Origin of the sequence: Arthrobacter sp. UC242_113 (assembly GCF_044054585.1) — a bacterium.
Classification (GTDB): domain Bacteria; phylum Actinomycetota; class Actinomycetes; order Actinomycetales; family Micrococcaceae; genus Arthrobacter.
This window is the reverse complement of the sequence record NZ_CP171968.1, coordinates 119568-140824: the sequence shown is the minus strand read 5'-3', so window position 1 is coordinate 140824 and position 21257 is coordinate 119568. Positions and strand designations below refer to the sequence as shown.

General features: G+C 65.1%; 18 protein-coding genes. 4 read left to right on the top strand and 14 right to left on the bottom strand.

Annotation, left to right across the window (positions count from 1 at the left end):
* Window positions 1-12: 12 nt before the first annotated feature.
* From ACHMXB_RS00630 to ACHMXB_RS00620, 3 genes are all read right to left on the bottom strand, one after another.
* Window positions 13-1008, bottom strand: coding sequence for a sugar phosphate isomerase/epimerase family protein (locus ACHMXB_RS00630; RefSeq protein ID WP_395401850.1), 996 nt, complete (start codon window positions 1006-1008; stop codon window positions 13-15).
* A gap of 312 nt (window positions 1009-1320) precedes the next feature.
* Entirely contained in the window at window positions 1321-2052 is a 732-nt protein-coding gene (locus tag ACHMXB_RS00625; protein ID WP_395401848.1) for a GntR family transcriptional regulator, read from the bottom strand.
* 145 nt (window positions 2053-2197) lie between these two features.
* Complete coding sequence (locus tag ACHMXB_RS00620) at window positions 2198-3271, bottom strand: alkene reductase (protein WP_395401846.1); 1074 nt, start codon at window positions 3269-3271, stop codon at window positions 2198-2200.
* Window positions 3272-3587: 316 nt separating this feature from the next.
* Here ACHMXB_RS00620 and ACHMXB_RS00615 point away from each other — a divergent pair, with 316 nt between their 5' ends.
* Window positions 3588-4583: a patatin-like phospholipase family protein gene (locus ACHMXB_RS00615; RefSeq protein ID WP_395401844.1), complete on the top strand. Its 996-nt coding sequence runs from the start codon at window positions 3588-3590 to the stop codon at window positions 4581-4583.
* A gap of 77 nt (window positions 4584-4660) precedes the next feature.
* On the opposite strand, the gene ACHMXB_RS00610 is transcribed toward ACHMXB_RS00615, so the two are convergent.
* Entirely contained in the window at window positions 4661-5104 is a 444-nt protein-coding gene (locus ACHMXB_RS00610) for a PKD domain-containing protein (protein ID WP_395401842.1), read from the bottom strand.
* Between the two features lie 491 nt (window positions 5105-5595).
* Window positions 5596-6063: a DUF6318 family protein gene (locus ACHMXB_RS00605; RefSeq protein WP_395401840.1), complete on the bottom strand. Its 468-nt coding sequence runs from the start codon at window positions 6061-6063 to the stop codon at window positions 5596-5598.
* A 392-nt stretch (window positions 6064-6455) separates the two neighbouring features.
* On the opposite strand from ACHMXB_RS00605, the gene ACHMXB_RS00600 reads away from it, so the two are divergent.
* Window positions 6456-6890 carry a pyridoxamine 5'-phosphate oxidase family protein gene (locus ACHMXB_RS00600; protein WP_395401838.1) on the top strand — a complete coding sequence of 145 codons (435 nt, stop codon included), beginning with the start codon at window positions 6456-6458 and terminating at the stop codon, window positions 6888-6890.
* Window positions 6891-6916: 26 nt separating this feature from the next.
* Window positions 6917-7342, top strand: a complete 426-nt coding sequence (locus tag ACHMXB_RS00595) for a very short patch repair endonuclease (RefSeq protein ID WP_395401836.1) — start codon at window positions 6917-6919, stop codon at window positions 7340-7342.
* Between the two features lie 16 nt (window positions 7343-7358).
* Here ACHMXB_RS00595 and ACHMXB_RS00590 read toward each other — a convergent pair whose 3' ends face one another.
* Window positions 7359-8114, bottom strand: coding sequence for a response regulator transcription factor (locus tag ACHMXB_RS00590; protein WP_395401834.1), 756 nt, complete (start codon window positions 8112-8114; stop codon window positions 7359-7361).
* Between the two features lie 101 nt (window positions 8115-8215).
* On the opposite strand from ACHMXB_RS00590, the gene ACHMXB_RS00585 reads away from it, so the two are divergent.
* Window positions 8216-9907: a sensor histidine kinase gene (locus tag ACHMXB_RS00585; RefSeq protein WP_395401832.1), complete on the top strand. Its 1692-nt coding sequence runs from the start codon at window positions 8216-8218 to the stop codon at window positions 9905-9907.
* A 9-nt stretch (window positions 9908-9916) separates the two neighbouring features.
* Here ACHMXB_RS00585 and ACHMXB_RS00580 read toward each other — a convergent pair whose 3' ends face one another.
* From ACHMXB_RS00580 to ACHMXB_RS00545, 8 genes are all read right to left on the bottom strand, one after another.
* Window positions 9917-10465 carry a TetR/AcrR family transcriptional regulator gene (locus tag ACHMXB_RS00580; RefSeq protein WP_395405047.1) on the bottom strand — a complete coding sequence of 183 codons (549 nt, stop codon included), beginning with the start codon at window positions 10463-10465 and terminating at the stop codon, window positions 9917-9919.
* A 288-nt stretch (window positions 10466-10753) separates the two neighbouring features.
* Window positions 10754-11950, bottom strand: a complete 1197-nt coding sequence (locus ACHMXB_RS00575) for a restriction endonuclease (RefSeq protein ID WP_395405045.1) — start codon at window positions 11948-11950, stop codon at window positions 10754-10756.
* Window positions 11951-12065: 115 nt separating this feature from the next.
* Window positions 12066-14297, bottom strand: a complete 2232-nt coding sequence (locus tag ACHMXB_RS00570) for an McrB family protein (protein ID WP_395401830.1) — start codon at window positions 14295-14297, stop codon at window positions 12066-12068.
* Window positions 14298-14350: 53 nt separating this feature from the next.
* Window positions 14351-14638 (bottom strand): hypothetical protein, encoded by a 288-nt coding sequence (locus tag ACHMXB_RS00565; protein ID WP_395401828.1) that lies wholly within the window; start codon window positions 14636-14638, stop codon window positions 14351-14353.
* 2 nt (window positions 14639-14640) lie between these two features.
* Window positions 14641-15069: a thioesterase family protein gene (locus ACHMXB_RS00560; RefSeq protein WP_102973233.1), complete on the bottom strand. Its 429-nt coding sequence runs from the start codon at window positions 15067-15069 to the stop codon at window positions 14641-14643.
* A 59-nt stretch (window positions 15070-15128) separates the two neighbouring features.
* Window positions 15129-17210 (bottom strand): ABC transporter ATP-binding protein, encoded by a 2082-nt coding sequence (locus ACHMXB_RS00555; protein WP_395401825.1) that lies wholly within the window; start codon window positions 17208-17210, stop codon window positions 15129-15131.
* Complete coding sequence (locus tag ACHMXB_RS00550; protein ID WP_395405043.1) at window positions 17207-18940, bottom strand: ABC transporter ATP-binding protein; 1734 nt, start codon at window positions 18938-18940, stop codon at window positions 17207-17209. Before ACHMXB_RS00550 ends, ACHMXB_RS00555 begins: the two co-directional genes overlap by 4 nt.
* 331 nt (window positions 18941-19271) lie before the next feature.
* A complete protein-coding gene (locus ACHMXB_RS00545; RefSeq protein WP_395405041.1) occupies window positions 19272-21245 on the bottom strand; it encodes an MFS transporter in 1974 nt (657 codons plus the stop codon).
* Between the last annotated feature and the right edge of the window lie 12 nt (window positions 21246-21257).

The following is a 21257-nucleotide window of genomic DNA, read 5'->3' as shown; positions in this document are numbered from 1 at the left end:
GGGCTGGCGTCTCTAGTGCGCGACGACGGCCGGCTGCTGCCGCCCCTGCGCCACCTGGCTCTGGCCGAGGGCGTAGCCTTCCTTCTTGGGCAGCACGTGGCGGCGCAGGTAGTCTTGGTTGGAGGCCGTCACGGAGAGGCCGTCGCCGCCGTAGTGCTCGGTGCACAGGATGCCTTGGAAGCCCACGGAGAGCGCGACCTTGAATGCCTCGCGGTAGTTGATGAGGCCGCTTTCCATGGGGGCAGGCATGGCGACGTACATGTCGCGGGCCACGTCCTCGTCGCGGATGTAGTTCTTCATGTGCCAGTAGTTGGAGTACGGCAGGGTCTTGGCCACCATTTCCCGCCAGTCCTCGATGGGGCGGTGCAGGCGGATCAGGTTGCCGAGGTCCGGGTTGAGGCCGACGTTGGACAGACCGATGTCTTGGACGAACTGCACGGAGGAGTCGGCTGTCCCGATGTAGGTGTCCTCGTACATCTCGAGCGAGAGCAGGACGCCCACCTCCGCGGCGTGCCGGCCAAGTTCCTGGAAACGGGCGACGGCGTTGTTCCAGGCTTCCTTGTTCCCGACCGGGTCCTTGTAGCCTTCGACGGTCCAGAACCAGAGGTGCTTCTGCTGTTCCGGGGTGATTGCCTGGTGCAGGCCGAAGGAGACCACTTCGCAGCCGAGCTCAGCGGCGGCGTCGATGGTGCGGTGGCTGTAGGCCAGATTGTCCTCCCACTTGCCCTCCTCGATGATGCTTCGGCGGATGGCGGAGATGACCGGGATCCCGATGCCGACGCTGTCAGCCGTCTGCTTGAACTCGGCGAGGCGCTCCTTGCTCAGGTCGCCGGGACGGACCCAGCTGTCGGTGAGGTCGGCGTCGGCGAAGCCGGCTTCCTTGACCTCGGTGAACACCTCGGCCCAGGCGGAGGCGTCGGCGTCGTTGATGTGGGTGCCCTGGACGTCGACGCCCGGAAACTGCAGCAGGGCCGCGGTGATGGGCCAGTTGTCGGCGGTGTAAGCCATGGTGTTCACTCCCTTGTGGAATCCTGTTTCCTATAGGATTTACTATCTAGTAGGAGTTGTCAAGGTCACATTCCTCAGCGCGGACCATGATTCCCGGCCATCGAAGATCCTATAGGGATGCGTCCCGCATGTGAAGGGCGTCACGCCTTGGGGCATCAAGTCCGTGCACCTTACAAGCTACGCCTCCCCCAAGTAAGTAGCAGCAGAGGGCGTTCCCAGCGCTGAGAACGCCCTCTGCTGCTACCTGCTTTGGGGGCGGGTGGTGCCAGCGAGGGGTGGCGACTCCGCACAAGGCGGCGCTGCTGCGCCGGGCTACTCTTCCGGGGCGTCCGCCATGGCGCGTTCTCGGACCTTCTCAATGTGGGCTGCCATGGCGGCTCCAGCCTTCTCAGGATCGCCGCTGGACAGCGCGTCCAGGACGGACTCGTGCTCGGCGATCGCATTCTCGGCGTCAGTAATCCCCACTCCCCCGAAAAGCCGGAAGCGCTGGACCTGGCCGCCGAGTGCGGCGTACGCGCCCAGGAGGAACTGATTGTCAGTCTGCTGGGCAATCAGCTGGTGGAAGCGCTCATCCGCCTCCAGGTAGTCCTTGTACTCGGCGAAGGACGGCCCACGTGGCGCGGACTTGAGATCAGCGACTGTCTGCTCAAGCTCGGCGAGGCGGTGCGGGTTCAGGCGCGCGCAGGCCAGGCGGGCGTTGACCGGCTCGATCGCGAGGCGGGCCTCCATGAGATCGGCGAAGTCCTCGCGGGTGAACACCGGCGCCACCCGGTAACCCTTCAGCGCCACCCTGCGGACCATTCCGGTGTGTTCCAGGCGAGCCAGCGCCTCGCGGACTGGGGTCGGGGAAACGTCCAATTCGCGGGCAGTTCCATCGATGCTGACGGCGGCACCGGGTTCCAGCCTGCCGTCCATGAGCGAGGCCAGCAGCTCCTCGTAGACGTGGTCAGCCAGGACCTGACGGCTGACGGTCCTGCCTGCCTTGCGCCCGGCCGGATCATCGGGCCGGTTCCCGGCGCGGGTGCCGTTGGACGCTTTTTGCATGATCAGATCCTATAGGGACGCCTCAGGGATGACCGCACGCTAGTCCCGCGAAAGACCCTTCCGCCGCGGTTAAACCACTGGAACCGCCCGGCGAACGGGCGGTTCCAGTGGTTACTAGCGAGGCTCGGGCGGAGCGGTGCCGGGGCTAGGCCGGCTGGTACACCGGGTAGTCGGTGTAGCCCTTGGCGCCCTCGCCGTAGAACGTGGACTGGTCCGGCTCGTTCAGCGGCAGGCCCTCGCGCCAGCGGCGGGCAAGGTCCGGGTTGGCGATGGCGGGCCGGCCCACCACGACGGCGTCCGCGTGGCCCTCGGCGACCAGAGACAGTGCTTCCTCGCGGGTGGTGATGACGCCGAAGCCGGTGTTGACCAGGAACGTGCCGTTGAAGCGTGACCGCAGGTCCTGGACCAGGTCGCCGGTGGGGTCGGCGTGCAGGATGCTCAGGTAGGCCAGGTCCAGCGGGGCGATGGAGTTGACCAGCACTTCATAGGTTGCCCGGACGTCGGCGGCATCGGTCTCTTCGATGCCCTGGACGTTGTGTTCGGGCGAGATCCGGATGCCGACGCGGTTGGCACCCAGCGCCTCCACGACGGCGTTCACGGTCTCGACGACGAAGCGCGCGCGGTTCTCCGGCGAGCCGCCGTAGCTGTCGGTGCGGACGTTGGTGTTCGGCGCCAGGAACTCGTGGAGAAGGTAACCGTTGGCGGAGTGCAGCTCAACGCCGTCGAACCCTGCCTCAATCGCGTTGCGCGACGCGGTGACGATTTCCTCGCGGACGATGGGCAGCTCGTCGGTGGAGAGCTCGTGCGGCACCGGGTGCGGCTGCTTGCCGTTGTAGGTCCGCGTCTCACCTTCGACGGCGATGGCGCTGGGGGCCACGACGCGGTGGCCGCCGTTGATGTCCTCGTGCGAGACGCGTCCACCGTGCATGACCTGGGCGAAAATCCGGCCGCCCTCGGCGTGGACTGCGTCGGTGACCTTCTTCCAGCCGGCGATCTGCTCGGGGGTTACCAGCCCAGGCTGACCCGGGTAGGAGCGGCCGGCCGGGCTGGGGTAGATTCCCTCACTGACGATCAGGCCGAGCGACGCACGCTGGCGGTAGTGCTCCACCACAAGCGGGCCGGGGACGCCCTCCTGGCCGGCCCGGACACGGGTCAGCGGTGCCATGACGAGGCGGTTGGGAAGTTCGAGCTCGCCGAGAGTCAGCGGGGAAAACAACATGCGGAGTTCCTTTCAGAATGCATCAGGTTCACCAGGCGTAACTGCCTAGCGTGTGCAACTATTCCGGGTGTGACGGAGTTCACCAGCCCAAGTGCGGGCGGTGGCGCCTTCGACAGCGTTGCGGCAGCTGGCTTATGCCCATTGCGCACCACGACGCTGGTGTGCGATTATTCCCGTGATCGTGATCTATCGGCAGGAGGTGAGACCCATGAACGTAGTATCCGCAACGGGCGCTCCCCTGCAGTCCACGATCGCGCGACTGAGCTAGTCGCCTTCCGGGAGCGCCTTAACAGGCAATTCCCGAAAGGCGACTCCCATGAACACAACACCTTCTTCAACTCTGCACTCCACCTCGGCGGCCGCCTCCGACAGGCCGAGCTCGGGCCAGGATCAGCCGCAAGTCGATGCCACAAAGCGAATGCACGCCGCCGGCGAGCGAGCTTTGGTCCTTGGTGGCGGCGGGTCCACGGGCAACGCGTGGTTGATTGGCGTCATTGCTGGCCTGTTCGAGTCCGGGCTGGACGTGACCGACGCTGATCTGGTCATCGGGACGTCGGCCGGATCGACGGCCGCAGCCCAGATATCTGGCGCGACCCCTATCGAGCTGCTTGCCGCGACCCTTTCTGCGGCACCCTTGCAACGGAGCAGTCCGGTCGGATCCGACGGTGGACGCGTTCCGGCCAGGCCGATGACCGACCACATGGAAAGAACGAGCGCAATCATCGCGGCCGCTGAGGACGCGGCCGACATGCGCCGCAGAATGGGCGCGGCGGCACTCGACCTGGACGCGGCGTCGGACGGTTCTGGGCAAACACGATGGCGCGCTACCGTCGCTGCTCGGCTTCCCAGTCAGCTTTGGCCGCAACGGCGAATGCTCATCACGGCCGTGGATGCCCTAACCGGTGAACCTGTCGTGTTCGACCGCCACAGCGGGGTCGACTTGGTGGACGCCATCGCCGCAAGCTGTGCAAGTGGCTTCGCCTACAGGATCGGCGACGGCCGATACATCGACGGCGGCTACCGATCCAACGCCGACAATGCCGATCTGGCAGCCGAATATGCGCGAGTGCTGGTGCTCTCGCCATTCGGTGGCAGATCACGCACACCGATGGACTGGGGCATGCATCTCTCGACACAGGTCGACGAACTACGCGCAGGCGCAAGCAGAGTCGAAACGATCTTCCCGGACAGCAACTCCGAGCACATGTTCGGCGCCAATGCGATGAATCTGTCGTTGCGTCCGCCCGCTGCTCGAGCTGGCTACGACCAAGGCAGAGCCCTTGCCGAACAGCTCACCGAGTTCTGGCGCTGACGCTCTCGCCCGAGTGGTACGGGTGGCTAGAATGACGGCTTTGAGGAGGGGTCGGGAAAAATTCTGTCAGCGGCCCTTCATCCAGCCCCCGGGCAGCCCTCTCCCCGCGGATTGGTCAGACAGTCGTCCGCGTAATTGCGTGTTACCGAGCGCCAAACGCTGACCGTCTGTGCTGGGGAGCTGAACTGGCCCTGATTGGGGATGGGAAGATCCGGCCCGCCGTTTACGGAGTAGGTTCCTTGAAAGTAGGTGGTGAGGACGACGTTGAAGTCGCCGGTCGCTGCGTAGGCGTGGCTGGTCCGGGTCTTCTCTCCCCAGCGGTCCTGCGGGAGCGGGCCGCCCATGGTGGTGGTGGGGCCGAGCGATGACCCGTCGCCGTAATCCCAGCGGTACTGGACAGGCTTGGCGGTGATGTGAATTTTTTGGGCCAGGATGGTGATGTCGAATGGCTGCTCTGTGGCTTGGGCGTAGAAGTTGGTCTCGGCGCCACGAAGAGTATGCGGGCTGGGCTGCGCGGTCAACGTTCCCGGGATGACGGGTAGCCTATCGAATTCTCTCTGGATGCGAGCTGCGATTCGGGGCAGAAGGTCTTCCGGACTCCTGTCGTAGAGGCACGTGGGGCCGCCGCCATTTCCTTGCCAATCCGTCCAAGTAGGATTCTCTACCGACCTAGGTGCTACCTTCCAGATCACCGGAACGCCGGGCTTGCCGTCGGCTCTCGGTGGACAAACCCGCTGCTTCGCCAAGCAATCGATAGCTAGGTTACCGTCATCCACCTGGCACTGCGGAAAAGCGTTGTATTGGTTCGGGTCTTCACTGACGTGGCCCGGCGGAGCGGGAACCATCTCCCCCGTATTCTCGTCGCGGACCCAGTTGGTCGCGTTGACGTCGATGCCGGTGTCTTCAAAACCGACAATCGGAGTTCCGTGAGCGTAAGCTACGCCCGCGTGAATGGTCAGAGCCACGAGTAACAACGACATGGCCGGACAGTTCCGCCTCACGCGCCTCATGATCAGCGAATTAGACCGAGGTCTATCACGGTCCAACCCGACGAATCGAAGCTAACCACCGCCTGCGAACCGGTATTCGTTTGCTTGGTCACGTCGGGGAAGGGCGTCCCATCGGCTTTGTAGATGGTGATTTCCTGTTGAATGACTTGAACAGTCGCCTGCTGCGACGTTGCCCCTTTTTTGTATAGGGCACTCACCGACGGAGTCTGTACTTTCCCACCGACGATCCATTGTTTACCTTGCCAGGCGTTCTTGATGTTGTCCCGGAGCCCATTGCAAAAACGGCAGTTGGGACCGCTTCCCGCCTCCATCAACTTGGTATTGCCAGTCTCATAAGCGTAGGAGAGGGCCTGAAACCAATACTTTGCAAACGCCTCCAGCCCCTCTTTCGTATTCTTGTCCGCCAAGGCTGGCTTGACTGGCACGGGGACGTTCTGCGCTCTCCCCTTGGCGTCGGCAGGCTTGTACATCGGCGTGGGTTTGGGCGTGGGAGTGGCACTAGGTGTGGCAGAAGCCGACTGGGCTGGGGACGCCACGGCCGTAGCGGTAGGACCAGCCTGGGGGTCCCCACCGCCGCTGCAGCCGCTGAGCGCAATGACGGACACCGCGAGGGCGGAGACTAGAGGCAAACGGAGGCGCCCAGAAATGCAGGTACGAGAAGTCATGCGCTAATCCCCCCGGATAGGTTTCAAGACATCTGTGTCCGAACAATGATTAAAGGGTAACTGAGGTCACACTTTTCGGCTCAAAGTTATCCACAGGCCTTCCGGGTCCAGATCAGCCGTAACGCACTACTGCTGTTACTGGGAAAATCCGCCCATACCCCTATCGTTTTTCTACATGCCGTAGAAGAATGGAGTGCATGATGTTCAACCACACGGACGGCGATCCCATCCTGGTCCTCGATGAAGAGCAGTGCTGGCAGCTTCTGGAGGGCACCAGGCACGGCCGCCTGGTGGTCACCGTGGCGGGCGAGCCGGATATCTTCCCCGTCAATTACGTGACCAGCCGGCGGAAGCTGTACTTCCGGACAGCGCCGGGCAACAAGCTCGCCCAGGTGACCATCAATGACAGGGTCCTGTTCGAGACGGACGGCATCATGTCGGGCCAGGCGTGGTCCGTGGTGCTCCGCGGCACGGCCCGTGTCCTGAGCAAGTCAGCCGAGATTGCCGAGGCCGAAGAGTTGGGGCTCGCATCCTGGGTACCCACGTTGAAGGACTTCTACGTCGAGATCGATCCCGGCTCCGTAAGCGGCCGGCATTTCAAGTTTGGCGAGCAGCCGGAGCGCGATTTCTAGCGGGGCCGCCGGCCTAGACTGGAATTATGGCGGACCGGCTGAGCCCTGAGCAGCGCAGCTGGAACATGTCCCGGATCCGGGGCAAGAACACAAAGCCCGAGCTGCTGGTGCGCAGCCTCCTGCACGCCAAGGGCTACCGGTACCGCCTGCACGGGGCCTCGCGCGGGATCAAACTGCCCGGCAATCCGGATCTCGTCTTCGCCGGCCGGCGCAAGGTCATCTTCGTCAACGGCTGCTTCTGGCACTTCCACGACTGCAAAGTGGGCCAGCACGCTCCCAAGGCCAACGCCGAATTTTGGGAAACCAAACGCACCCGCACGCGGGACCGCGACGCCAGCCAGCGCCGTCAACTCGAAAACGACGGCTGGGAGGTTCTCACCGTCTGGGAGTGCGAACTCAGGGACATGTCCGCCGTCGAGAAACAGCTGGAGCTGTTCCTCGCGACAGGCTGACCAAAATTAAGCGAGCTCAGCTCTCGGCCGGAGCCAGCCGGTAGCCCACGCCGCGCACGGTCTGCAGCCAGCGCGGATTCTGCGCCGAATCGCCCAGCTTCTTCCGCAGGTTGCCCATGTGCACCTCAACGGACCGCTCGTCCGCTTCGCTGATGTAACTTCCGACGTCGTACGGTTCGTCCCGCAGGCGGCGCACCAGATCCGCTTTGGTACGGACCATGCGGCCCGCCTCGAGCAGGGCATGCAGCAGGTCGAACTCGGTGCGGGTCAGGCTCAACTCCTGGCCGTCGACTGAAACGGTCCGGGAATCATAGCTCAGGTCCAGTCCGTTGTGGGCGTACTTCCGCCCCTCGTTCGCGGCGGCGGAAGGTGAGCCCGCCTCTTCGGTGAGGTCCGGCGTCGAACGCGGACGCCGCATCATGGCAGCGACGCGGGCACGCAGCTCGCGCGGACGGAACGGCTTGGTCAGGTAGTCGTCCGCGCCCGACTCAAGGCCGATCAGGGTGTCCAGCTCTTCTGCGCGGGCTGTAAGCATAACGATGTAAGCGTCGGAGAACTGGCGGATCTGCCGGGCGACTTCGAAGCCGTCGATGTCCGGCAGCCCGAGGTCGAGCGTGATGACCGCCGGGTCCAGTTCCTTGGCGGCAAGTACCCCCTCGGCTCCGCTGCTTGCGGCGCGCACGTCAAAACCGGCCTGCGTCAGAACAACGCGTACCAATTCGCGAATGTCATGGTCATCCTCGATGACCAGTCCTACACGTGTATCACCCATCGCAGCCCCCTCAGCCCGCTACATCCCGTCTGCAGTATAGCTCCCGGCGGATATCCTGCTCCTATGCGTTTCTCACGCCCCGTCCGAATGGACCCGCGCCCATGAGCAGTATCGCCTGGAAGGATCCCTCCGGCCGTATCTCGCTCTTCCGCAGGCCCTTCCACGAGTATTCCCTGCGGGGGAGGGTGCTACTGAGCCAGATGCCGCTTTCCGTCACGGCAGGAATCACAGCTTTTCTTATTCTGGCGTTCTTCCCTGAAACGCTGCGCAATCCCCTTTTCATCAGTTTTCTGCTGTCACAGGCAGTAATACTGATACTCTGCCACGCCGTACCTTGGCACCGGCTGCCGTATCCGTCTTTCTTGGCGATACCTCTCTTGGACCTGGTGTCGATCTCCCTGGGCAGGGAAGGCGGCCAGGATAGCCTGACGGGACTCAGCCTCATGGCCGTTTTTCCGGTCATCTGGCTGTGTGCCTCCGGACTGTTCCCCAAAGCCGCTGTGGCCATATCCTTTTTCGGTCCGTTGGGCATCATTTGGGTCCCGCAGTTTCTCCACGGCGCCACCTCCGGCCAGGACCTCGCGCGCTCCTTCCTGCTGCCGGTGATGATGCTGGGCATCGGCGTGACCGTGTCCGTCATGACCCTCAGCATGGTCCGGCAGCAGCGGGACCTGGAGGAGCAGCAGCGCGACCTGGAAGAAAAGGACTCTCAGCTCCGCGGTGTGCTGACCGGAAGCAAGCGCCAGGAGCGGCTACTAAATACGGTTCTGGACACGGTGCATTTGGGCGTCCTCGCCGTCGATGCGCAGGGCAATGACATCCTGATGAACCGCAAGCAGCGCAAGCATCACCAGCTGGCTTCGCCGCCTACCATCGACGATCCCAACGAATCCCAACTGTTGGTGTTCTCCTCCGACCGGACCACCCTGGTCCCCGTCGACCGCCGGCCCGTTCGGCGCGCGATTCTCGGCGAGGAATTTACCGACTACCTCGTGTGGCTCGGAGCGGGCGCCGAACAGCGCGCCGTTTCAACCAGCGCGAGGCCCATGCAGGACCAGGATGGGAGCTTCGCCGGCTCCGTCATTGTGTTCAGCGACGTCACCGAACTGGTGAATGCCCTCGCTGCCAAGGACGATTTCGTCTCCAACGTCTCCCACGAATTCCGGACGCCGCTCACCTCGATTCTTGGCTACGTGGAGCTTCTGTTGGACGACGACGACGACCTCACGGACTCCCAGCGCGGCCCCCTGGAAATCATCCGGCGGAACTCGGAGCGGTTGCTCACGCTGGTCTCGGACCTGCTCTCCAGCCGCAACGGCCAACTGCTCGTCACCCCGAAGGCCGTAAATGTGGCCGAGCTGGTGCGCACCAGCGTCACTGCCGCCCTGCCGCGCGCCGCGGAATCCGGCATCCAGCTGCGCGCCGACGCCCCTGAGAGGCTGGAGGCCCACATCGATGCCGCCCGCATCTCGCAGGTGCTGGATAACCTCGTATCGAACGCCATCAAATACTCTCCCGACGGCGGCGACGTCGTGGTGTCGCTGCGCTCCGAGGACGGCCATATTACGTGCAGTGTGAGCGACACAGGCATGGGGATGAGCCAGCAGGACCAAGAGGAGGTCTTCGCCAAGTTCTTTCGGTCCGCAGCCGTCCGCAATTCGGCGATTCCCGGCGTCGGGCTGGGGCTGTCCATCAGCAAGGCCATCGTGGAAGCCCACGGGGGCAGGGTCTCTCTGCGCAGTGAAGTGGGGAAGGGCACCACGTTCACGTTTGCGGTCCCGGTGCAGAACTGAGCCGCCCGTCTATGCCCGGTGATCCTCGATGAGCCAGCCGGCCAGCCGGCGGGCGCGCCGGGCCGCGTCGAGGTCGCCCTCCGCCGCGGAGATGATCGAACCCTTCATGAGGATGTGCCAGGACCGAGAGAAGTCGTCGGTCCGCTGCAGCCCGGCCTCGTCCGCGAGCTGCTTCACGTGACCGCGGATTTTGGCGAGGTAGTCGATGCTGGCACGTCCCAGCGGATGCGAGGCGCCCATCTCCAGCAGCACGTTGATAAAGGAACAGGCTTCGAAATCGGTGCGGTGGAACCAGTCGGAGAAGACATCGAAGATCGCCAGCAGCTGTTGTTCGGGGGTGTCCGCCCTGCGCCGAGCCTGCCCAACGATAGCGTTAACTGTCCACACCTGGTCGCGTTTCTCGAGAAACGCCAGCACGAGCTCGTCCTTGGATGCGAAGTGGCGGTAGAAGGTGGCCTTTGCTACGCCGGAGCTGCTGATGAGTTCGTTGATGCCCACGTCCCGGACGCCACGGCGGGCGAAGAGGTCGTAGGCCGCACTGACGATCCGTTCATGCATTCTGGAAGCACCGGACGCCGCAATCTCCTCGCCATACGTCCGGCCTCCCGATGTGAGCGGGACACTCGGCGTGGCGGCCGGCTGCGGTCCAGTCTGAAGCCCTCCGGAAGGAATTTTCCCGGCGCTCCACGGCTCGGAGCTGGGTACCTCTGCCATTAGGAACAGTCTATCCCACAATGCAAGACAGACCTGTCTGTCTTGGGATATTGTACATACAGATCAGTGCGATTATCGCGTAGCAGCCTGGGCCCGATCCGAGCCCGGGCCCCGGAACCAGCATCCCCAGGACTAGCGGCTGAGACCCGCCTGCCGCACCACTTCACCCCAAGACTGCTCGGCAAGGTCAGCGACCGCTGCCAGGATCTCCGACGGCGGCCGGGAAAGATCCAGCGGAAACTCGACGATGTCGATGTCGGTATTGAGGATCCGCCTCAGCTTCACCTCGCCCGCTCCCGCGTAGACCAGCCAGGCCGTGGGCACCCGCAAGGCCGTGCAGTAGGCCAGCATCTGGAAATGGTCCGCCGAAAGCGACGCGCCCTGGTCGGTGCCCGCACGGTACTGGGCGTCGTACACCACCACCGGCCGGCCGCCCAGCAGGTGCACGGCATCCGGCCGCACCGTCAGCCGGTCAGAGTCCCGGACCGCCTCATTCAGCAGCGCGTTGTACTGCAGCCTCATCTCCCCGGGAAAGGCCGCCATGGCCCGGCGCAGCGCAGCGCCGACGAAATCCTCGAAGACCTTGCCCATGTCGACGACGAAGGACGCCGTCTGCTGCTTGCCCTCCCCCGCCTCCGCGGAAGCGTTGCGGAGGATCACCTCGGAAAGCCTCAGCGCCGCGTGATAGCGGAGGTTCATCCGGCTGGCCCGCCACGGCGGAAGCGGAGCGCCCGCGTGGAGGCGCGTGACGCCGTCGAACTTTCCCTTCAGCTGCCGCAGGCGGCCCAGCACCTCCGGACGAACGCCCGGGACACGGGACATGCGCTCGAGCGCGGCACGCAGGATGCGGTTCTCCGGGATGTCCTCGGTGAACTCGTCGTAGGACACTTCCAGCGGCACCAGCATCCCCGGCCGGCGGGATATCTGGTCCGAGATGCGGATTCGGCCCTTGACGGTGCGGAGCGACTCATCGACGGTGACGTACCCCTGCAGGACGCCTCGCTGCAGTGCACGTTCGGCGAGCTGCACCAGGGACGCCGCCAGGGCACTCCACAGCTCGGCATCCTCGTCCGCGGCCACGGTGTCGTCGCGGAAGCCCTGGTCCCCGGCGTAGCTCAGCAGAAACAGCAGCCGGCTCAGCCCGAGCCGGTCCTTCGGCCGCACGTCGAGCTGCACCCGCGGAGTGCGCACCGACCCGACCATGCCGACAGGCTCGATCCGGAACAGCCCCATGCCCATCGGCGTCGCCCTGGCCAGGCCGCTGGAGTTCAGGAAGGCGGCGCTTTCGGCGTCGAGCTTCTCTACGGTGCCGCCGGAGAGTTCGTCCAGAACGATATGCCGCAGTGCCTGGGCGGAGCCGCGGGCGGTGCTGCCGCGAGTTCCGGACGGCGCGGAAGCCGCCGTCGCCGTCGCGGCGCCGGCGGTCACACCGGAGCCGGGGGGGCTAGCGAGCCGCAAGGCGTCCCAGCAGCTGGTCCAGCCCGAAGCGCTCTTCCAGCTGGGCCCGGTTCAGCTGCCCGTGGTAGTGCTCCTCCAGCAACGGCATGAGCTCGTACTTCCAGATCCGGCGCAGGCCGGCGGGGGTCTGCGCGGCCTTCTTCATGAAGTAGGACGGCCCGATCATGAGGTCCCGGTCCCACTCGTCGATGGCCTGGTTGAGCGCGTCAAGCAGCAGCGCCGGCGTGGTGTCCAGCTGCCGGGCCTCCAGGAACCTCAGTAGCGAGCCCTTCACCGGCTCGGTCTGCGGGTGCAGTTCGATGAACGCAAAGCGGCGGCGGATGGCGGCGTCCATCATGGCGATGGAGCGGTCCGCGGTGTTCATGGTGCCGATGATGTACAGGTTGTCCGGGAGCGTGAACGGCTCGTTGGGGCTGTACTGCAGGTAGATCCGGTCATCACGGTATTCCAGCAGGAAGTACAGCTCGCCGAACACCTTGGCCAGGTTGGCGCGGTTCATCTCGTCGATGATCAGGAAGTACGGCTTCGACTCGTTGCCGGGCTTGGCCGCCTCCTCCGCGAGCCGGCGCAGCGGCCCGGCCACGAGCTTGAAGGAAACCTGGCCCTCGTCGGTCTTGTCCGGCCGGTATCCCTCGAAGAAGTCCTCGTAGGCGTAGGACGGGTGGAACTGGACGAGCTTCACCCGCTCGTCGGTGCTGTCCTGCGCCAGTTCGGCGGCGAGGTGCTTTGCGAGGTAGGTCTTGCCGGTTCCCGGCGGGCCGTACAGCACCAGCTGCCGGTTCTCCTCCAGCAGATCGGCGATCTCCTGCAGCGGCTCCGCCTCCATGTGGAGGGAGTCCGCGAACTCCTGCGTCACCGGACGGAAGCCGCCCAGCACGGGGAGGGCAACGGTGGCCGGTGAGTCATCGGCGTCGGGCTCGGTTTCCGCCTCCGCGGGCAGCAGCGCCTGCAATGCCTGCACCACCCGGGTGACGTCGACAACGATGCCCGGCGTGGCCAGCTGGCGCTGGATGTGCCGCGGCAGGTCGGTCACGGCGTGGGCTTCGTCGAACCAGCGCACCTTGCGGCGCATCCGCCGGTTGTCCCCGTTGTGGTCCGGCTCCCCCAGCACGACGCCGATCCGCACGGCTCCGGCGTTCTGGTACAGCGCGAAGTCGCCCGGCTTCATCACGGTCAGGAAGGCGAAAACTGCGGTTTTGGTGTCCTCCCGCTCCACGTAGCCGAGGTGCTTGTAGTCCTCGTCCACGGCGTGCTGGACCAGCCCGGCGGTAACGCCGGCGTCGAGCAGGCGGAGGTGTTCGACGTCGAGCGTCACCTTCTCCTCTGCCTGCCAGGCAGCCAGAAGCTCGGCGTTGTCGTGGTGGGTGCGCAGCAGCCAGGCGCGGCGGCCCGGATCCCCGACCTTCCGCCACTGGCTCACCAGCTGCCGGGCGTACCAGTCGATGCGCTGGCCGGCCTGCTCATCCAGGTGCAGGCGGATGCGCCGGATGTCGGCGGTGATTTCTTCCTCGCTGTCCCCCTTGGCCCCGCCGACGAGGGAGGCGAAGGCGTCCCTGATCTCCTGGCGTTCGATGTCGGCCACCACCGGCTCGAAGTAGCTGGGCCAGGCGAGATATTCGATGCTGCGCCGGATGGCCGGCTGGTCCTCAGGAGTGCCGGCCGCCAGCAGGTGGAACGCCAGGGGATCCTTCAGCGCCTTGTTGATGACCGCGGTGGACTGCCGGTCGACGTGGTGCACAAACCGGCAGAGCCATTTCAGGTGGTCCCAGATGGTCCAGTTGAACTCGGCAGTCCGGTCGCGGATGACGCCGTGGTCGGTCATGCCCTGGTACAGCTCCTCCGGGAGCTGCAGCGGCGGCTCGAGCCAGGACGCCGCCTCCGCGACCCGGGCACGCTTGACCTTGAGCGACTTGACCTCGTGCGCCAGCGGCAGGGACTGCAGGAAGAGGAGCTCCACGGCCAGCTGCTTCGCCGAAGGGGACGCGTCCGCCAGGTTGTGCCGCAGGTTGGTCATCATGGGTGCCTTGGCGTCCGCGACTCCCCGTTCAAGCCGTTCCAGCAGTTCCGCAGCGGCCTCCGCCGTCCACGTCTGCGTGCGGCCGTCCAGCGCAGACGGCCTGCCCTGTAGCCCCGCGCCGAGCACGAACCACGCGGCGTCTTCGATCTCTTTGGAGATTCCGAGGGCGCGGTGCATGGCAGGCTTTGGGGCGGGGGTCATGCGTTCAAATTTACAGGGTTAACCTGAACGCGAGCACCATGGCGGCCCGAAAGCTACTTGCCGGTAACAGGTGGCAGCCGCTTCCGGCCGAAGGCGAAATAGCAGCCCGGGCCGATGAAGTTGACCAGGGTAGCCAGCCGCCAGAACATCTTGGGGCCGCGGATCTGCTCGTCGGGCCGGCGCGAAAGGTCGCGCTGGGCCGCGGTCAGGAAGGCGAGTTGCGCGGCTCCAATCACGATGGTGCCGATGCGGGCCGCCGGCGGGAGTTCCTTCCAGGACTTTTTCTTCCCTGCGCCTTTTTTCATTCCCACGTTCCACGTTCCCGCGCGCTTCGTTTTCACGGTCAATGCTCCTTGCGCTCAATGAAGGGCTCCAGCAGCTGCTTCTGCTCCGGAGTCAGCCGCAGTACCCTTCCGGTGGCTTCATCGACAAAGGCCAGGTGGCTTGAGGCCTTCACACAATCGTCGCCAGTTACCGGGTCCTGCACAAGGTAGTGAATGTCGAAACTCGCGCCCTTGACGGCCCCGACCCATACCTGGACCGCCGCCGGAACGTTCCGGTACTCGAGGGTCTTCACGTAGCGGATCCGGTGGTCCACCACGAGCGCCATGGTCCCCTTGGGAACCTCGTTGAACAGCGACACGTGAGGATCTATCCCGGGCAGGCCGGCACCGGCAGGCGGGCCGAAGGCGGCGATGCGCGCCTCCTCCAGCATGCGGACGATCTGCACGTTGTTGATGTGCCCGTAGGCGTCCATGTCCCCCCAGCGCATGGGCACGAGCACCTCAATACGCCGGGGGTCCCGCTGGCCGCCTCCGGGGTTCGCGGCGGTCAGCTGTGCACCGCCGTCGAATCGTGCACCGGCGTCTCCTCGGCATCCGCGCCGGCGAACTGCGACATGTACAGCCGGTAGTAGGCGCCCTCGGCGGCGAGGAGGGTCTGGTGGTTGCCCTGTTCCACGATCTTGCCGTTCTCCATGACAAGGATGGTGTCGGCGTCGCGGATCGTTGAGAGGCGGTGCGCGATGACGAAGCTGGTCCGGTCCGTGCGCAGGGCTGCCATGGCCTTCTGCACCAGGAGTTCGGTGCGGGTGTCCACCGAGCTGGTGGCCTCGTCCAGAATGAGCAGCGACGGGTTGGCCACGAAGGCGCGGGCGATGGTGATGAGCTGCTTTTCACCGGCGCTGACGTTGTTGCCTTCCTCATCGATGACCGTGTCGTAACCGTCGGGCAGCGCCCGGACGAAGCGGTCCACGAACGTGGCTTTGGCCGCCGCCATGACCTGGTCCTCGGTGGCGTCCAGCTTGCCGTACCGGATGTTGTCGTAGATGGATCCGCCGAACAGCCAGGCGTCCTGCAGCACCATGCCCACCTTGGAGCGCAGTTCGGCCCGGCTCAGCTGGGTGACGTCCACGCCGTCGAGCGTGATGGAACCGGAGTTGAGCTCGTAGAAGCGCATGACCAGGTTCACCAGGGTGGTCTTGCCCGCGCCGGTGGGTCCGACGATGGCCACGGTGTGCCCCGGTTCCGCGGTGAAGGACAGGTTCTCGATCAGCGGCTTGTCCGGCGTGTAGCTGAACGTGACGTCCTGGAACTCCACGTGGCCGTCGGTCTTGGCCGGCAGGTGCCGCGTAGCGGTCTCGGCGTCCTGCTCATCCGCATCCAGGAACTCGAACACGCGCTCGGCGGATGCCACACCGGACTGCAGCATGTTGGCCATGCCCGCCATCTGGCCCAGCGGCTGGGTGAACTCGCGCGAGTACTGGATGAAGGCCGTGGCGTCACCCAGGCTCATGCTGCCCGAGGCAACCCGCAGGCCGCCCACAACGGCGATGCCGACGTAGCTGAGGTAGGAGACGAACTGCATCACGGGGAAGATGATGCCGGACACGAACTGCGCGCCGAAGCTGGCCTTGTACAGGGCCTCGTTGCGCTCCTCGAAGCGTTCCAGCATGTCGGCGTCGCGGCCAAAGACGCGCACCAGGTCATGCCCGGAGAAGGACTCCTCAATCTGGCCGTTCAGCTCACCGGTGTTCTTCCACTGCGCTGCGAACAGCTTCTGGCTGCGCGCGCCGATCACGCCGGCCGCCGCACCGGACAGCGGCAGCGCAATCAGGGCGATCAGGGCCAGCTGCCAGGAGACGATGAACATCATAATGACGATGCCCACCACCGTCAGCACTGAGCTGATCAGCTGGGCGAACGCCTGCTGCAGCGCCTGCTGCACGTTGTCGACGTCGTTGGTCACCCGGGAGAGCACGTCACCGCGCTGGCGGGTGTCGAAGTAGTTCAGCGGCAGCCGGTTGAGCTTCTTTTCCGTATCGTCGCGCAGCTGCCGGATCACCTTCATGACGATCCTGTTGAGGACGTAGCCCTGGAGCCACAGGAAGATGTTGGCCACGAAGTACATCAGCAGCACGGCCGAAATCAGGACGGTCAGCTTCTGGAAGTCGATGCCGATTCCGGGGACGAGCTCCATCCGGGAGACCATATCCGCGAAGTTGTTCTGTCCCTGTTCGCGCAGGCCCTCGACGAACTGGTCCTTGCTGACGCCGGCGGGCAGCTGTTTGCCCACCACACCGCCAAAGATCACGTCCATGGCCTGGCCCAGCACCTTGGGCGCAATGACATTGAGGATCACGGAAATGATCACCATGCCCACCACGACGTAGATGCCGCCGGCTTCCGGCTTCAGCAAGCCCATAAGACGCTTGGCGGACGGCCAGAAATGCTGGGCCTTCTTGGCCGGCATCGCACCGAACATGCCTCCGTCTGCCTCGCCCGGCTTGTACTCCTCCTCGACGAAGTCGTCGTCTTCGAGGACGGCGGCTTCCGTGGCAGCCTGGCTCTGAAGCTTCGCAGCATCCTTGCTGGTGCTGGCGTCCTGGCTGGTGCCCTTCTTGTCGGCGCTCATGCCACCTCCTCCACGCTCAGCTGGGACTCAACAATTTCCTGGTAGGTGGGCGACGTTTCGAGGAGTTCCTCGTGCGTTCCCCGGTCCACGATCCTGCCGTTGTCCAGCACCAGGATCTGGTCCGCTTCCGTGATGGTGGAGATGCGCTGCGCGACGATGATGACCGTGGCGTCGGTGGTGGTGCGCTTGAGCGCGGCACGCAGCCGGGCGTCGGTGGCGACGTCCAGCGCTGAGAACGAGTCGTCGAAGAGGTACACCTTGGGCTTGGTGACCAGGGCGCGGGCTATGCAGAGGCGCTGGCGCTGGCCGCCGGACACGTTAGTGCCGCCCTGGGCGATGCGGGACGCAAGCCCGCTCTTCTTTTCCCTCACGAAACCTTCGCCCTGGGCCACATGCAGCGCATCCCAGAGTTCGTCGTCGGTAGCCTCCGGCTTGCCGAAGCGCAGGTTGTGTTCGATGGTTCCGGAGAACAGGTAGGGCCGCTGCGGAACCAGGGCCACGCGCTTGGTGATTTCCGCCCGGTCCAGCTGGCCGACGGGGACGCCGTCGAGGAGCACCTCGCCGTCGGCCACGTCGTAGAGGCGCGGCAGCAGCGACAGCAGGGAGGTCTTGCCGGCACCGGTGGAGCCGATGATGGCCACCGTCTCCCCCGGGCGGGCGGTGAAGCTGATGTTGCTCAGGACCGGGGCTTCGGCTCCGGGGTAGGCGAAGGTGACGTTGCGGTACTCCACCACGCCCTCCAGCTGTCGCGGCGTGACCGGCTGCCGGGGGTCGTGGATTGACGGTTCGACGTCGAGCACCTCGCCGATGCGGTCTGCGCAGACGGACGCGCGCGGAATCATCATGGCCATGAAGGTGCCCATCATCACCGCCATGAGGATCTGGAGCAGGTACTGCAGGAACGCTGTCAGGGAGCCGACCTGCATGTCGCCGGCGTCCACCCGCTGGCCGCCGAACCAGAGCACGGCAGCGGTGGACAGGTGCAGGATCATGCCGATGGCAGGGAACATCAGGACGAACAGTGCACCGATCTTGAGCGACACGTCCGTCAGTTCCCTGTTGGCCTGGCCGAAGCGCTCCGTCTCATACGGTTCCCGGACGAAGGCACGGACCACGCGGATGCCGATGATCTGTTCGCGCAGGACCTCGTTGATGCGGTCGATCTTCGTCTGCATGGAGCGGAACAGTGGCATGAGGCGCACCACGATGTAGCCGACCACCACAATGAGGATGGGGACCGAGACCCAGACCAGCCAGGACAGGTTGATGTCCTCGCGCAGGGCCATGATGATGCCGCCGATGCACATGATCGGTGTGGACACCATGAAGTTCAGGCCCATCAGCACGAGCATCTGGACCTGCTGGACATCGTTCGTCCCGCGGGTGATCAGGGTGGGCGCGCCAAACGCGTTCACGTCCTTGGCCGAGAAGCTGGTCACCTTGCGGAAGACCCCGCGGCGAAGATCGCGGCCCATCGCCATTGCGGTCTTCGACCCGAAGTAGACGCCGGCAATGGCGGTGCCCACCTGCAGGAAGGCCACGAGGAGCATGACGGCCCCGGTCCGCCAGATGAAGTCGGTGTCGCCGCGGGAGACGCCCTCATCGATGATCTGGGCGTTGAGGCTGGGCAGGTAGAGCGCGGCGATGGTGGATGCCAGCTGGAATGCAATGACAGCCAGGATGTACGGCAAATACGGTTTGGAGTAACGCCGTATGAGGGTGACGAGCATGCTCACGGATCCTTCGGGAGAGCGCGAATGAGTTAAGAGAAGTAATAGCAGACGGGTCTGACAGCCCAAGCCTTCCAACTCTACGAAATCTGTTGCCCGTGCGAAACGTCGCGGCCGAAGATCATCCCAACGGACGACGCCGGCTCCCGCACCCCCAGCGCGAGCGTACAGTTCAGCACATCGCACCCCAGCGCGTACGGACATTTAAGCCCCCAAGCCAAGCTCCGCCGTCGTACGCCCCACCCGCTTAACCGGCGTTTTTGTCCAGGTATCGGCACCAAATGTGGTTTTAGCGGCCAATATCTGGACAAAAACTCCGTCGGAGCGTGCGCTATTCGCCGCGGTGCTTGCCGTGCGAGGCGATGTAGTGCGCGGCGGCGCTCTGGAGCTTCCGCTCCTTGGCCAGCCGGCGGCTCAGCGCCTTCAGTTCGGCGCCGACCCGGGCCTGCTCCTGAGCGATGATTCGCTGCTGCTCAGCCTGCCTGGCCACGGCGTTCAGGGCCGCGGCAAGCTGGACCTGCTGTTCCGCGAGGAGCCGTTGCGTTTCCTGGAGAAGAGGAACCACATCCGCAGGCTTGTTGTGCATCTCAGCCAGCATGGTCCGGGCCCGCGCCGGCGGTTCGTTCATCGGCAGGACGGGTTCGGCCGCCGGCTGCCGGCCGGGGTAGGACGGTGACTGGGCGTCGCTAGCCAGCTGGCGGGTCAGCACTTCGGCGAACTCACGCTCGAGGTCGTCGTCGGAATACTCAGTGGCGGGCCGCCCGGAACCCGTTCCAGCCTCCGGTTCTGGATCAGTAGCAGCCTCCGGGCGGATGTCAACGGTCCGGCGCAGCGGCTGCTCCTTGATCAGGAGCACGGCAATCAGGGCAACAACCGCGATGACGGCAGAGATCAGGAAAATCTCTGCAGTGGCGTCGCCATAGGCCGCCCGCATGATGTCCCGGATCGGGGCAGGCATGTCGGCCAGGTCGAGGCTGGCGCCGGAAGAGCCGGAACCTGCCTTGATGCCGGCGTCGGCCAAGCCCTGGGTGGCCAGTTCCTTAACCCTGTTGCTCATGATCGCGCCCAGCACCGACACGCCGATTGCACCGCCTACCGAGCGGAAGAACGCCACAGAAGCGCTGGCTGTGCCGATATTGCTGGCGCTGACCGTGTTCTGTACGGCCAGGACGAGGTTCTGCAGCAGCATGCCGAGCCCCAGGCCCAGGATCGCCGTGAACACCCCGGCCTGCCACAGCTCCGTGGTGTGGTCCATGGTGCCCGCGAGGCCCAGCCCGCCGATCAGCAGGACCGTACCCGCGATCAGGTAGCGCTTCCATTTGCCGGTACGGCTGATCATCTGCCCCGAAACCACGGAGCCGATCAGGTTGCCCGCGATCATGGGCAGGGTCAGGAGGCCCGCCTCGGTGGGTGTCGCGCCACGTGCCACCTGGAAATACTGGCCCAGGAAGGTCGAGGAGCCGAACATCGCCACGCCCACGGCCACGGAGGCCCAGATCGCCAGGGCGGTAGTGCGTTCCGAGATGATCTTCAGCGGGATGATGGGCTGCTCAACCTTGGATTCAACTACAACGAGCAGCGCCAGCAGCACGACGCCGCCACCCACCATCAGTGCCGACTGCCAGGACCACCAGTCGTAGTAGTCGGGGTTGCCCGCGAAGGACACCCAGATGAGGAGCAGGCTGACGCCGCTGGTCAGGAGGATGGAACCAAGCCAGTCAATCTTGGCGGGCCTCTTGACGTGCTGGATCTTGAGGGTGATCTGCAGCAGGATCAGGGCGACGACGGCGAGCGGCACGCAGACGAAGAACGTCCAGCGCCAGCCCAGCGGGCTGTCAACGATGAAGCCGCCAAGCAGCGGCCCGCCGGCCGTGCCGACGGCCATGACCGCGCCCATGTAGCCGGAGTACTTTCCGCGGTCGCGGGGCGGGATCATGGAACCGATGATTGCCTGGGCCAGCGCGGTCAGGCCGCCCATGGCGATGCCCTGGACAACGCGGGCGGTCAGCAGCAGCGGGATGGTCTGGGACAGGCCTGCCATCACCGATCCCGCCACGAAGATCACAATGCTGAGCTGGACCAGGACCTTCTTGTCGAACAGGTCGGCGAGCTTGCCCCAGACGGGGGTGGTGGCCGCGTTGGCCAGCAGCGCGGCGGTGATGACCCACGCGAAGTCCGTCTGGGTGCCCTTGAGCTCGGACATGATGGTGGGCAGCGCGTTGGCCACGATGGTGCTGCTGAGGATCGCGGTGAAGAAGGCGGCCAGGAGCCCGGTCAGTGCCTCCATGATCTGCCGGTGCGTCATGGGGGCCTGCGG

What these genes read in the sequence shown, in the direction of transcription:
- ACHMXB_RS00630 (WP_395401850.1), bottom strand. Translation starts at nt 1,008, where the DNA reads ATGGCTTACACCGCCGACAACTGGCCCATCACCGCGGCCCTGCTGCAG.
- ACHMXB_RS00625 (WP_395401848.1), bottom strand. Translation starts at nt 2,052, where the DNA reads ATGCAAAAAGCGTCCAACGGCACCCGCGCCGGGAACCGGCCCGATGAT.
- ACHMXB_RS00620 (WP_395401846.1), bottom strand. Translation starts at nt 3,271, where the DNA reads ATGTTGTTTTCCCCGCTGACTCTCGGCGAGCTCGAACTTCCCAACCGC.
- ACHMXB_RS00615 (WP_395401844.1), top strand. Translation starts at nt 3,588, where the DNA reads ATGAACACAACACCTTCTTCAACTCTGCACTCCACCTCGGCGGCCGCC.
- ACHMXB_RS00605 (WP_395401840.1), bottom strand. Translation starts at nt 6,063, where the DNA reads ATGTACAAGCCTGCCGACGCCAAGGGGAGAGCGCAGAACGTCCCCGTG.
- ACHMXB_RS00600 (WP_395401838.1), top strand. Translation starts at nt 6,456, where the DNA reads ATGATGTTCAACCACACGGACGGCGATCCCATCCTGGTCCTCGATGAA.
- ACHMXB_RS00595 (WP_395401836.1), top strand. Translation starts at nt 6,917, where the DNA reads ATGGCGGACCGGCTGAGCCCTGAGCAGCGCAGCTGGAACATGTCCCGG.
- ACHMXB_RS00590 (WP_395401834.1), bottom strand. Translation starts at nt 8,114, where the DNA reads ATGGGTGATACACGTGTAGGACTGGTCATCGAGGATGACCATGACATT.
- ACHMXB_RS00585 (WP_395401832.1), top strand. Translation starts at nt 8,216, where the DNA reads ATGAGCAGTATCGCCTGGAAGGATCCCTCCGGCCGTATCTCGCTCTTC.
- ACHMXB_RS00580 (WP_395405047.1), bottom strand. Translation starts at nt 10,465, where the DNA reads ATGCATGAACGGATCGTCAGTGCGGCCTACGACCTCTTCGCCCGCCGT.
- ACHMXB_RS00570 (WP_395401830.1), bottom strand. Translation starts at nt 14,297, where the DNA reads ATGACCCCCGCCCCAAAGCCTGCCATGCACCGCGCCCTCGGAATCTCC.
- ACHMXB_RS00560 (WP_102973233.1), bottom strand. Translation starts at nt 15,069, where the DNA reads ATGCGCTGGGGGGACATGGACGCCTACGGGCACATCAACAACGTGCAG.
- ACHMXB_RS00555 (WP_395401825.1), bottom strand. Translation starts at nt 17,210, where the DNA reads ATGAGCGCCGACAAGAAGGGCACCAGCCAGGACGCCAGCACCAGCAAG.
- ACHMXB_RS00550 (WP_395405043.1), bottom strand. Translation starts at nt 18,940, where the DNA reads ATGCTCGTCACCCTCATACGGCGTTACTCCAAACCGTATTTGCCGTAC.
- ACHMXB_RS00545 (WP_395405041.1), bottom strand. Translation starts at nt 21,245, where the DNA reads ATGACGCACCGGCAGATCATGGAGGCACTGACCGGGCTCCTGGCCGCC.